This is a genomic window from Candidatus Electrothrix sp. (genome assembly GCF_052785085.1).
In genome coordinates this window covers 1-13,185 of sequence record NZ_JALAAI010000110.1, presented here as the reverse complement: position 1 = coordinate 13,185, position 13,185 = coordinate 1, and the positions used below count along the sequence as shown (strand labels likewise).

Here is a 13,185-nt window from a genome sequence, read left to right as displayed (position 1 = left end):
GACGGAAGCCTAAAAAAAGCAGCAGAAGCACCTTAGATTGAACGTTTTGAAATAACGTGTCAGGGTATTGACCACCCTGAATTCTTCCGACTGCCGAGAAATTCAGCAGATACTATTTAATCAGCTGATTCATCTCAAAGATCGGCAGCAGGATAGAGATAACAATAAAGCTCACTGCCAGCCCCATAACCAGAATCATAATGGGCTCAATCATTGAGGTCATGGCTATAATTTTGGTTTCCACTTCTTTTTCATAACTATCTGCTGCCTTTTCCAGCATTTTTTCCAGAGAGCCACTCTGTTCACCCACTGCAATCATCTGAACAAGCATGGGGGTGAAGTACTTATTGCCACGCAAGACGCTGGATAGGCTTTTTCCCTTTTCCAGCTCTTCAGTGGCCAAGTCCATAACATCGGCTAAGAGTACATTGTTGAGGATGTTTTTGACAATGCCCAAGGAGGTGATCAAGGGGACACCGGATTCCAGCAGGCTGGACATAGTTCGTCCCAAGGTGGCTGCGGCAATTTTTATATTCAGATCTTTCAGAACAGGCAGGGTAAGCTTGAGTTTGTCCCAGATTCGTTGACCGTTAGGTTTTTGTATAAACAGGCGAATACCTATGATCAGACCACAGAGAAGGGCGGCTATAAGAATCCAATAGTTTTGAAGAAAATTACTGATATTGATCAGGAGTGTTGTTGGCAGGGGCAGGGCCTGATCCCGATCTATGAATACCTTAGTGATTGAGGGGACGATAAAGGTAATTAGGAGAAAAAGAACCCCAATGCCCACTAAGGCCATAAAGATAGGATAGATAAGTGCAGCTGCAATTCGCGAACGCATGGCCTGCTGGCGTTCCCCGACCTCAGCGAGTCGTTCCAGCACCACATCCAGCGAACCTGAAGCTTCTCCGGCCTGGACCATGTTCACATAGATCTTGGAAAAGAGGCGAGGATGCTCGGCCAGGGAAGAGGTGAGAGAGTTGCCCTCGTTCACTGAATCCTTGATCAGAGTGATCTTGGTTTGTAACGATTTATTAGTGGTTTGCTCAACTAAGCCGCTTAGGGCTGGAACAAGAGGGATGCCCGCACCGAGCAGGGTAGCGAGCTGGCGGGTTGCCACATGGATCTCCTGCTGTTTGATTCGAGAACCAATGTGTAGGTTAAGGGTGCTTTTTTTCTCTCCTTTTTTCTTTCTTCCTCTATCCCGTGAAACGGTTTCTTTTATATCAACAGGATAGTTACCCTCTTTGCGGATTTTTTGCCGGGCTGCTGATATGGAGTCAGCATCCAGGACGCCTTTCTTTTTTTTTCCTTGGCTATTCAGAGCCGTATATTCGTAAACAGGCATTATGCATATTTGGGATAGGGGTTACTACAGCAGAAAAAACTTAATGGAAACTGACCTGATACAGAATATAGTTGAGATGTGTATGCTCTGCAATCAAATGATTTTTATGGAGCTGATTCCAGAGTTTCTGTTGCTGGCTGCCTTCATTGTACAGCCATTGGGCCATGAGGTCAGTCCGAACAAGCAGATAGTCTATTTTTTGTTGCTGCAGATTGGTCAGAATTGTGTTCAAATTACTCCCCGGTTTCTGGAGCCAAGCCAGCAGGCTGTTTTTTTTGCCGTAAGCGTGAATGAGATGTGGCCTGTTCAGATAATAGCCCCGCCTGCCCATGTAGATGCAGAGAATTTTTGCTGATTCGGGCAGGTGCTTATTGGCATACTGCATGATGGGATATTCTGGAAGTTGCTTGCTCAGGTACTCATCCCGGTTCACCCGGCCTGTGATGTAGCTGAGGGGATCAACTTCCTGAAACTGCTGCCGGATATAGCTTGCATTCCAGAGGAGAAGCAGGCACACGGTCAGGGGCCAGACCAGCTTGCCCGCCTTCCTGTTTGTATATTTTTCAGCCAGCTTTTCCGCATTGTTCAATCCGTACATGGAGAGAATCACCAGACATGGCACCATGGGCACCAGATATCGGATGCGCAGTGCTCCGGTGTTAAAGGCGTAAAGGAAATAGAGCAAGCTGAAAGCAGCCAAGGCAATCTGTTCAAGCCGCACCTGCCGTTTCGTGGAACCAAGAAAAGCCAGTAGCGGCAGGAGCAGGAGGAAGGGGTTCAGTCTGCCATCAAAATAACGGGGATCACCGTCCTGTCCTTGAAAAAAAATTCGCACGGGAAGAAGCAGGAGTTGCCAAATATTTTCCTGATATAAAACATAGCGTGTGGCGAACACACCTCTAACAGGGGTACTTTTTTTTGCCTGTTCCTGATGGGGATCAGCAGGGACCTCGTCTTGTTCAGGCTCAGGCTCAGGCTCTGTTGTGTTCGTATTGAAAATATTACTCGGATTGAGCCGACTGAAGACACTGTTGTAGAGAGGGTAGAGGGGATTGCCTGTCCAGACCGCATTCCTGATGAGCAGAGGAGAGGCCGCAAGCAGGGCGGCAAAGCAGAAAAGCATTGTTGCTTTGAGGGCGGGAACAGCTAACCTTTGTCCTTGTTCCCGGCTTCTGATGAATAGCACCGGCACCATAAAGGTCAGGATAAACAGTACCAGCAGGCCGTTGTATTTTGTGCCGATAGCAAGACCACAGGAGAGTCCGGCAAGGATGAGGTATTGTTTCTGCTCTCCTGTTTCCAGCCAGCGAAAGAGAAGGAGCAGAGCCGCTGTGCTGAAAAAGACCAGACCCAGATCAACATAGACCGTGATCGACAGTTTAACAATGATGGGAATGCTGAGAAAGAACAACACGCCCAGCCAGGCATAGGTGCCGGACAGTCTTCTTTTCAGGTGCCGATGCAGCAACAGGGCGGTGGCAAAGGCAAAAAACATATGAATGTATTTGGGCAGGATATCGCTGCCCAGCCATAAGGCCCCCATGTAGAGCAGATCCAGATTCATTGGGTAATAGGAGAAGAACAGCTCCGGCAGCTCGTATATCCCCCCGTGCTGGAGATAGAGCTTGGGAACCTGGAGATGGTGAATCAGGGCATCCCGACTGATGGGCGGGGTGTAGGCAAGCACGGCAAGACAGAGGACAACAAGAGCAAGTGCTGCCTGTAAAAAATGTTGTCGTTTCATCATTCCGGCAGCTCGTTGATCTTTTTTAAAATTTGCGGCGGTATCTGACCTTGATAGACCTGACCGTCAATCAGGAAAGCCGGTGTGCCCGTTATCTTGAGTTTCATGCCCTCTCGAATGTCCCGACTCAATCTTGCGTTAATAGCAGGATGGGTTAGGGAGGCAGCAAGTTCATTGATGTTCAAGCCGGTTTTATTGGCGATGTCCTTCAGCGATATTGTTGTGACCTTGTCTCCTTTACTGCGGGTTAATGCATAGAGCAGGTCATTGGTCTGCCAGAATTTATCACGCATTGCCGCCAAGATGGCAACCTTAGCCAGCTTGCCGGAGCCTTCATGAAAGGGTTCCGGTACAATAAAGGAATTCACTTCATGATCCAAGGGATAATGCCGATGAACAAGGCGTAGGGTATCCGGGTGCTTTGCCAGGAAATTGCGGAGAAGAAAATACATCTTGCCGCACTGGAAGCACTGATAATCGGAAAACTGGGCAATGGTCAGTAGCGGTTCTTCCGCTCCAATCCACGGATGACCGTCTTCAGTCAGGCCATGAGGGAGATTGCTGATATCGGCACTGGTCTCAATAGCAGAAAGGAGCCAGTAGCGGGGCATAAGGCCATAGAGCAGGAGCAGGCTGACGCAGAATACACCTGCGGCAATGCTATAATTTTGCAGCGTGGTTTTCAGATGGAATGCAGCCGTGACATCGGCCGCACCTTTGGCAAAGGCTTCTTTGCACCGCCGCTGACCAAGCCAGCAGATATAGGTCAGGCCAAAGGTAACGGTATAGGTGGCAAGGCAGACAAGACAGAGAGATTTGATTTTCCAGATCGCAATGCCTGCCAGTCCCAGCGTGACTGCGGAGGAAATTGACATCACGAACAGCCAGCCGCGCCATGCGGCAAGATTGCGCCGGTCTTCGGTCAGCAGGATAAGCAGGAAGAAAAGGTAAAAGAGAACACCCCACCAGGCAACTGGAACGCCCAGCATGATCGACCACGGACTCTGGGCGACCGTGTCGCAGTTGATAGCTTTGCTGATTGCGCAGAAGCTGCTGTAGAGCGGGTCGGTGTAGTTCTGATAATGGCTGTGAGCTGAGTAGAGGGCGATCAGGAGTCCGGCTGTTGCGAAGAACAGGGCGGCCAGCCAGTAGCGGAAAATGATGTTTGGGTGTTTGGTGTTATGCATAATCAGAAAACAATTTTTTATCAATTGAGTGTTTTTTGAGCTACCTAAGCCGGGACAAAAGTTTGAGTTTCGTGGGCTCCGAGTTTGGCAAAAGCCTCACGATGAATAGTTCGCTACTGCCTACACAATTGCTTGATTTTGCAGGCTGTCCCGCCTTCAGTTGGTAGCTGTTTTTTCTTACACAAAACCATAATCCATGGCAGAGGAGTTCGATACTCCACGACCTCAAAATAGCAGTCAAGTAACCGCAGAAAATTCTGTACCGACCAATGATTAATATGACCAGGTGTATTCCCAAGATCCAAAACATATCTGAACCTGCATAAATTTAAGAATCTCCATATAGGTTCACGAGGGACACTAACAATAAAATAAGACGAACCAACCCTTTCTATCTCATCCAGGGCTTCTTGGGGATTTTCAACATGTTCAAGAGCTTCATTTGCTACGACCAGATCAAAAGCAGAATCATGAAAGGGTAGTTTTTCCAGGTCTCCACAAACAAACGACGCTGGATTACAAGAATTATTGATTCCGGCAAGGATATCAAAGGATAAGTCCAAACCTACAACTTGTTTCGTTTTTTCCCTTGAGTTTTCCGACAAAAAAAACTTATTTGTCAGAAAGGCTTCTCCACATCCGGTATCAAGAACATTGTCATATTTTACCTTCTTGAGAAGCTCAGCCAAAGAAGAGTAAAATCCGTTCATTAGATACCTGACGATAGGGTTTTTACTGTTATATTTATCAAAATAATTCCCAGCTATAAGCTCATCAACCACTTTTTGCTCCTTTATAATTTCGCACGAGAAACTAGCTCTTTTATTTAATGTGACAGAAAGAAAAGGTATTAATCAAGTATAGTTTATCCAACAAGAGCAATGAGCCTTTAAGTTATTTTTCTGTTATCAAGTTCCACTTTCCTGATCCGGGCAGAAATTGATTCCAACATCCTGCGATTCGTTCCAAGAAGTTCAGACAAAACCCCTACCATGAAAAGATTAAAACTTAATGCTAAAAATATAAGCGAAATGACAAGTGACTGAGAATGCCCTGTTGGACCATCAATAGATAAATAGAAATAAAAGAATCTGCCTATAAGAGTTATGCCAGGTATGGCTATCAGAAAAGATATCAGTGAAAAAGCCCGAAAAGGCTGGTATATTAAATAAATTCTGACAATCGTCAAGATTGATCTCCAGACATATTCGGCTGGTCCTCCAAATAATCTGGAATCTCGGAGTTTCTCATTTGTACCGATTTTAACCGTCTTGAGATTTAGATTACTGTATCCGGCCTGAATTATGGTCTCCAAGGTATAAGTGAATTTTGAAAACACATTAAGTTGCATGGCTGCAACCCTATTATATGCCCTGAACCCGCTGGTCACATCCTCTACATCTGTGTTGCTGATCTTCCTTACTACCCATGAGCCAACTACCTGTAGTTTTTTTTTAATGAACGAAAAGTGTTTAATGGTGCGGATATCTCTCACTCCAATGACCATATCCGCTTCATTCGCGATGATCGGTTTGACCAGCTCACTCATCCCGTTTGCATCATACTGATTATCAGCATCAAAATTTACTATTATATCGGCACCCATTGACAGGGCATTCTCCAGTCCAACAATAAAACCTCTTGCCAAACCTTTGTTGACCGGAAACCTGACAATTTTGTGAACACCATATTCTGCAGCAACTTTTGCGGTATTATCATTACTCCCGTCGTCAATAACCAAAATCTCTATCTCATCAATCCCCTCTATCTCTTTCGGCAAATCCAACAAAGTAATCGGCAAGGTCGATTCTTCGTTGTAACAGGGTATCTGAATGACAAGTTTCATAATAGTTCTCTGGAAATTCTATGATTGTATTTATAATACATTATACCGCCAATTAACACAGCGACAACAGTCCCGGTCAGTATGGCATGAAAATGCACAAGAAAAGCCACCGCAACTGCCACAGAAGCATCGCTTCCCGAATATATCTGGCCTAAAGTAAGTCCAGCCTCAAAGGTTCCAATACTGCCAAAACCATTCACCGGAAGGAGATTCCCTAATATAGCACCAATAGATGGCAAGACAGATTCGGAATACGAGATATTTTTATCGTATGAAACAAATAAGAGAAAGAAATATATTGAAGTGACCACCCAGTTGGCACATGAGATGAGAAATATTTTTATCATGTTCCCATCACGGGCTTTAACAGGGAGGATCTTATTTATTTCTAAGAAAAAACCATATATCCGAAATAAAAACCCCTTTTCACAAGAATAATTGAGGTCTTTTGTTTTGGAAGACAACCAGGCCAAAAAAGCAAAAATTATCTTTTCTAAAAAGAAAAACAAAATCAGACATAAAAAAATGAATATGAATAAATATTGCAATTCATTCGTTCTCACAAACAGGAGTAAAAGATAAAATGTAATCACCATGAAGAAGAGACTGCACACGTCAAAAAATCTAACTATCAGCAGAGAATAACTTGAAACAGCTAAAGAGAGCTTATTTATTTTACCTCTCAAATAGATATAGCTTAATTCACCTGTTCTGAACGGAAGCAAATGATTGAAAAGAGTATGGATCGCAACGATGCTGAGATGATTTGCCATAGAGATATTATATTTTTCCAGGGTGAGTTTAAACCTGTAAGCTCTTAAATAATATGTCAGGAGATAGATTGCTGATGCAGCAAATACATACTTCATGTCAACTTTATTGAGTAAAACCAGTAAAGTTTCAAGGTCACAATATCTGAGAAGCCATACAACAATCGTTAGGGATATTGTTATTCCTAAAAAGCCTTGAAGAAGTTTTGTTTTGGACACGATTGATTAACGTTCAGGAATTTTTTTTAGTTCACTCATTTCAGAATTTGCCTAATTTTAAGCAATTTTATCCTGGGTACCAGGAACTCTTTTAACGCATAAACAGCTATCAAATAAGAGAAGGGTCTGAGAGGAATACCATACCTTGGCAATGGGACGAGAATGGTAAAAATCCCCATATAATAAACCATTATAAATAACGGTATCGTCAAGAAATAATGATCTGTCCCTTTGAAGTTTCCGCAAAGATTTCTCCTGCACAAGATAAGTATACCAAAAAGGAACAGGCAGTACAGCGGCCAGTGAAAAATGTACATGATCCTATGAACAACAGCCAACGTCAAGCTCTGGTCAAATCCCTTTTTTATCATAGGATATTGATAGACATCTCCTATATAAATATTATCCCATTTCCATAAGAATAACTGCTTACCATACAAATACCATGACAAATACTTAAGCGGTGACTCTTTAAACCTTTCGACCATTTTATTGACGGCATATTTTTTGTCATTATACATTTTTTGAGATTCTGCAATCCGGTCAGGGTCAGCTTTGTTTGCAAGAAAATTTTTCAATCCGATATCAAAACCGATAACCACTTTATCCCATACTGTTTGTCCTGAAATAGAACCATCATTACTATGCTGGGATCTGATCAAAACATACGGAGAATAAACTAATAAGTAACCTATTACAAACAGTGTAGCACCTTTGATAAATATACTTTTAGCAATCTTTTTTCGTCTCTTGAGCAAAACAAAAGCCGGGATCAAAAATGGCCCCAGAATCATTGCCACTGGCTTGATAAGAACCATATACCCCAAAACAAGTCCTGCTAAAAAAAATAAAAAGATATTTTCCTTCTTAAAAGCCAGTATGGTTAAATACATAGCAAGAACCATAGCGAAAGTAAAAAGTGTTTCGGTAAGAAGATATTGGTCAATAGCAATGAGGTGTGGGCTTATAGCTGAGAGGAGTGCCGGTACAAAAGCATACCTTGTTGGCCAAAATAGTCTACAGGTAGCAAACAACAATAAGACCATAAGAGAACTGACCAACGACTGCGCCAGAGTCACTCGCTGAACAAATTTCCATACAGTATTGGCACTTGCCAATATTGGATAAAGAAAAAAAGGATATCCTGGAGGACGTTGGAAATCAGTTTCAGGTGCCACGTTTGATGATTGGGGAAATTTTGAAGAGTAAGCCCCATAATTATAGAGGTTGCTTGCAACTGAAAAATATTGAGCTGCATCATGACTTATATGATTATACGTTTCCGAATTTGCTTGAAAACCCAACCTTAAGGAAAACGCTAGAATAAACAGACAAAGCAAGGCAGACAGGTCAGTATATTTGCCAAAATTAATATTCTGTTTGTTTTGCTGATATATATTTTTCATAATGTAATTAGTGAGTAGTAAGTACCCGTGTAAAAGTCTTCTCACACCATACTTATTTTTACTTCCAACCTTAGCATTTTTTTGGCATGTGCTTCATATGCCATATGGTTGATCCTGCCAATCCACCTCCTCCCCTAATTCCGTAACAGGCAATTATTTATTTCCGACCAACAAAAACCATTTGATGGCAATGGTATGGATCAAGCTTTTCCAATGGTTTTTGCATAAAATTAGGAAATGGGTATAAGCCGTATCCATAGCCTCTTATCTCCTCAAACCCTAGCATTGACAGGTAGGATTTGAGAACTTTATAACTAAACACTACTAGATGTCGATGAACGGGTGTATCTGTCTCTGTGTCTGGCTGTAAATTTTCATTGCTCACTCTGAATAACTCTTCTTTCTTTAATAGCGCATCGGAATCAGGATGCGGCCCACTTGACGGCATCTTTCCTGCTAAAATCAAGGCGGATGTAAAATATGTGCTGATATTTGGTGTTAAAATCACCAGCACCCCATCTTTTTCCAGGCAACGATAGCATTCCCGAAGATAATTGCATGGATTCAACAGATGTTCTAAAACCGATAAGCCAAAAATGCATTTATAGAACTCATCTTGACGCTCCATGTCTTTATTCAAGTCGCCTTGCAATACATTTAATCCTTTATCAAGTGCTTTTTGGGCAGCATTGGCATTCCACTCTATTCCATTATATCTGGACTTATCAATTCCAATTCTTTTATTCAATAAATCATATTTATAACCTGAATGGGCTCCGCAGTCTAAGCATGTGCCACCATTTTGTAAGGCATTTACTATTTCATCGTGTGCACGACTATATGCCTCATGCATTGTCCGTTGATAGAGTCTCTTGAAGTACTTTTTTAGCATTGCTGTATTGCTCCGTGCTTTTTTGCCTAACAGTATTCGTCAGGGGATCAGTAATAAATGCGACCTGAACTTCAACCCATAATTTCTAACAACAACCCTTCCATCTCTTTTGCCAAGTCAGTCCATGTTGCAATTTCAACATCGGGTGAAGTTGGAAATACCAGCTGCCTTCGAATAGCTTGAACCAATGATTGCTGACTTTCAGGTGAAAACAGGCACTCAGGATAATCTTTGAACATTTCAGACATAACACCCACATCAGCAGCAACCACAGACAGATCACATGCCAACATTTCATACGCTTTTTGCGGAAAACAATAGCGGCCAAACAATGAATCCCGGTTACAAATAACACCTACATCCAGCGCATTAAATAATGCCGGTATTGTTCTATATTCAAGTTCCCCTATGTAATGGATATTGTCACCTTGCGGCATTACAATTCCTGCTCCCATGGGGCCTGCCACAACAAGATGAATAGAAGAGTCTTCAGCAATTAAACTGCCAGCAGCTTCAAACAGGACATCAATACCGCGACTGACATCAAGTGCTCCAGCAGTTCCTATCAGTTTCGCATCCAATGGAAGCCCAAGGTCTTTTCTACACTGACGTTGATTTATTGGACGAAATTGTTTTTCCCTGATACCATTGGGTAAAACAACTACTTTCCCTCTGGGGTTATATTGTTCTTTTACATATTTTTCCAAAGCAGTGCTAACACACGTAACACCTGCCATGCACCTAACACTTTTTTTAAAAAGAGGCAATATTCCAGGTGTCTTAGTCAGTCCAAAAGATTCAAAATTATCGTAAAGATCAGCGACGCAGGAGATACTAAATTTCTGAGTCAATATATAAGCAATGATAACATGTAAAGCATCTGAGCAAGCTACAATTATTTCAGGCTTGAAGTCGCAACAAAGTCTTCGAATAATTTTACTGTAGCTGTAAAGACCAGGAATAACGGAACGTCCGATATTAACTGAATACCAATCAACCAAAGTGTTGTTAATTTCCGGTCCAGCTAAATGCCCTTCCTGTTTCAATCTATAACTCAAACACACTCCTTTCACTTGGTGTCCAAGCCGAGCAAGCTCCTGCGGGAGTGCATAAAAACGTCCATATTGGTCGTCAAGTAAATCTTTACTCATGTATTGACGTTTTGAAAGGAAAAGAATGCGCATATAAATCTACTTCCTGACCAAACTCTGGACTGATTCCACAACTAAGCGTCTATGCTGAACAAACTTAGAAAAACTACCGTAATGCAAGATTTTTCCTCTTACGAGTAATGAAGAACAGAATCAATCACAATATCTGATGGACTCACTGCGGCATGGAAAGGTTCCTTTCGATACTGTTTATACTTTTTCACAAAATTTTCTATTGTTTTCTGGTCATAAGAAGAAAGCACAACATTTTCTCCCAGCCCTTCCTGTCGTTCTGTTGCTTTCCTCAACAAAAGACACGGAACCCCTAAATATGCTGACTCTTCTTGCAGGCTGCCACCATCAGTTACGACAAATTCTGCCTGTTCTAACAAAGACAAAAAATCAGAATGGTGGTATCTCTCTCTGCATTCAATGTTTGGATTTTCTGCAACTCTTTCAAAACAATTAAATCTATACAATTGTTTCTTCGTCGGGGGGTGCAGGATAAAAAGCAACGATTGTTGCAAAGCAATACACTCGACCTGTTGAATTATTTCCTCAAGCATTTCTTTTTTGAAGATATTTTCATAACGATGCAAACTAACCAAGGCAAAAGGATAGTCCGGGACATGGTCAAGTTTACGCTTTTTCTGTAAAGTTATCGATAAAGTGTCTACCATCGTATTAGCATATATATTGACCTTCTCTCTTTTGAGTGATCCAAGATTATCAATTGCCCATTGCCCAGGACAATAAAGCGTATGACTCAATCGAAAGGTCAGAATTCTGGTCAGCTCTTCAGGAAAAGGGTGAAAAAGGTTAAATGAACGAAGGCCGGATTCAACATGGCCCACCCGAAATCCTGCAAAACGCCCCATCAAAGCACCAAGTATCGTTGAAAAGGTATCTCCATGAACCAACACAATCCCTTTTTTCTCCTTACCAAAAATTTCTTGCTTTTTGGTAACTGACTTCCATAATATACGAATTATCCAGAAGAACATCTTGGGAACAGACACAATATCAGGCCCCTCATATAATACTTTATCTGGGCTCTTTATTCCGAAATCACGAATCATTTCATTCATAGTAGCCTGATGCTGCCCGGTATGAATAAAACTGTATGGGATCTTTTTTTCCTGAAGACGCACCATAATTGATGCCATTTTAATGAGTTGCGCCTTAGTTCCTAAGATAATATAAATCAATTGACACGGTCTCCTCATTGATTGGTCAATAAAAAGTGTTGGAAACTGAATAGTTAAACGTACAATCAAAAAGTTAGAGGCGTAGCAAGAGCGGTACGTTAAGCCTCGAAAAGGCTATTTCAGAAGCGGTCGAAAAATAAAGTGATTTCATTGCGAAGCTCCGGGGCTGGTACCCCGCCCCTGGGGAAGGGTTATTTAATGTGGTTTTATGCCCGCAGATAACGATATAACTGATAGATGGGCCAATAGAAATTATAAATGATCTTTAGCAACAGGCTATTGCAGTTTTTTTTATGTATTTCCTTCTCCTCAGAAAGTCTTTTTTTCAAGTTGGGCCAATCCAAACGTGAACTGATACCTGTTTTTCTCATAACAGAAAGAGGCAGGTCGATTTGCTTGAATTTCGTTTCTGCACGATAGGCACGCAGAAAAAAATCATAATCCATGGTAATTTTATATCTTGTATCAAACCCACCAATCTTTTTAAAGAGTACTTTTGAACAAAGAACACTTTGATGCAACACTCCGGTTTTAAAATTCATCCACCAGTTCAACCCTCTGGCCCTGGTTAATGTCTTAACGCCCTTATCTGAAAAATAAATATTAAACTGGAATATATCATGATCTTTAACGATATGCTGAACAGCAGCTTCCAGAGCATTTTCATCAACAAGGTAATCATCCGAATGCAGAAAAAGGATATAATCTCCTGTGGCAGCCTCTAGCCCCTTGTTCATGGCATCAGAGATGCCATTATCTGGTTCTGAAACAAAGTAGTCAATTTTATTTTTATACTTCTCAATTATGTTTAATGTACCGTCTGTGGATGCACCGTCAATAATGATGTATTCGATGTTCTTATAGTTTTGGTTAACGACAGTGAGGATTGTTTGTCCGATATATTTTTCAGAATTAAAACTAACCGTTATGATGGAAATTTTTAGCATGGAATATGGTATGACGATGTTAATTCTTATCCTGGATCCGTGAAGGATATGAAATAAAATGTGTAATAAATTTTATTCAACTAACTGTCGATAAAGAATAAAAAGTGCAATTTTTCGGCAGGAACCAATTATATTTTTATTGGTTAAATATCAATATATTGATTACAAAACGAGGCTATTTCCATTGCATTAGCTTCACGGATCCAAGTCTTACGTTAGAAAGGCCCGGTAAGTTTACATGTGGTAGAATATTTCTGTTTATAATGGATTTAGTTGATCCTGCAATTACTTGTTTTAGTTACCTGTAAGTATCCATGTTACTAACCATTTATTTTAGCCTGAATCCGTGAAGCCATAGACCACATTTTCCCTTTTCAAGGAAAAAAGGCTTTTTTCCTTGCTCGACTGAACAATATTACTGCTCAACAAACCGCAGTTGAAGAGATTTCTCGGTCAGCTCTTTG

At 41.5% G+C, this 13,185-nt stretch carries 11 protein-coding genes; all 11 read right to left on the bottom strand.

The window, feature by feature from the left end; genetic code table 11:
• Positions 1-112: 112 nt before the first annotated feature.
• A complete protein-coding gene (gene gspF / locus L2082_RS15135; protein WP_446009461.1) occupies positions 113-1,351 on the bottom strand; it encodes a type II secretion system inner membrane protein GspF in 1,239 nt (412 codons plus the stop codon).
• A 40-nt stretch (positions 1,352-1,391) separates the two neighbouring features.
• Positions 1,392-3,098 carry an ArnT family glycosyltransferase gene (locus L2082_RS15130; protein WP_446009460.1) on the bottom strand — a complete coding sequence of 569 codons (1,707 nt, stop codon included), beginning with the start codon at positions 3,096-3,098 and terminating at the stop codon, positions 1,392-1,394.
• Positions 3,095-4,282: a vitamin K epoxide reductase/DsbA family protein gene (locus L2082_RS15125; RefSeq protein ID WP_446009459.1), complete on the bottom strand. Its 1,188-nt coding sequence runs from the start codon at positions 4,280-4,282 to the stop codon at positions 3,095-3,097. The genes L2082_RS15130 and L2082_RS15125 overlap by 4 nt, the downstream gene beginning before the upstream one ends.
• Positions 4,283-4,395: 113 nt before the next feature.
• On the bottom strand, positions 4,396-5,064 hold the full coding sequence (locus L2082_RS15120) for a class I SAM-dependent methyltransferase (protein WP_446009458.1): 669 nt from the start codon (positions 5,062-5,064) through the stop codon (positions 4,396-4,398).
• 107 nt (positions 5,065-5,171) lie between these two features.
• Positions 5,172-6,128: a glycosyltransferase family 2 protein gene (locus L2082_RS15115; protein WP_446009457.1), complete on the bottom strand. Its 957-nt coding sequence runs from the start codon at positions 6,126-6,128 to the stop codon at positions 5,172-5,174.
• Positions 6,125-7,117, bottom strand: coding sequence for a lysylphosphatidylglycerol synthase transmembrane domain-containing protein (locus L2082_RS15110; RefSeq protein WP_446009456.1), 993 nt, complete (start codon positions 7,115-7,117; stop codon positions 6,125-6,127). Before L2082_RS15110 ends, L2082_RS15115 begins: the two co-directional genes overlap by 4 nt.
• 35 nt (positions 7,118-7,152) lie before the next feature.
• Positions 7,153-8,523 (bottom strand): ArnT family glycosyltransferase, encoded by a 1,371-nt coding sequence (locus L2082_RS15105; RefSeq protein ID WP_446009455.1) that lies wholly within the window; start codon positions 8,521-8,523, stop codon positions 7,153-7,155.
• Between the two features lie 157 nt (positions 8,524-8,680).
• Positions 8,681-9,415, bottom strand: coding sequence for a class I SAM-dependent methyltransferase (locus L2082_RS15100; protein WP_446009454.1), 735 nt, complete (start codon positions 9,413-9,415; stop codon positions 8,681-8,683).
• Positions 9,416-9,486: 71 nt separating this feature from the next.
• On the bottom strand, positions 9,487-10,599 hold the full coding sequence (locus L2082_RS15095) for a glycosyltransferase family 4 protein (RefSeq protein WP_446009453.1): 1,113 nt from the start codon (positions 10,597-10,599) through the stop codon (positions 9,487-9,489).
• A gap of 98 nt (positions 10,600-10,697) precedes the next feature.
• The gene (locus tag L2082_RS15090; RefSeq protein WP_446011924.1) at positions 10,698-11,774 is read right to left on the bottom strand and encodes a UDP-N-acetylglucosamine 2-epimerase; all 1,077 of its coding nucleotides are present in this window, start codon (positions 11,772-11,774) and stop codon (positions 10,698-10,700) included.
• 206 nt (positions 11,775-11,980) lie between these two features.
• Positions 11,981-12,721 carry a glycosyltransferase family 2 protein gene (locus L2082_RS15085; protein WP_446011923.1) on the bottom strand — a complete coding sequence of 247 codons (741 nt, stop codon included), beginning with the start codon at positions 12,719-12,721 and terminating at the stop codon, positions 11,981-11,983.
• Between the last annotated feature and the right edge of the window lie 464 nt (positions 12,722-13,185).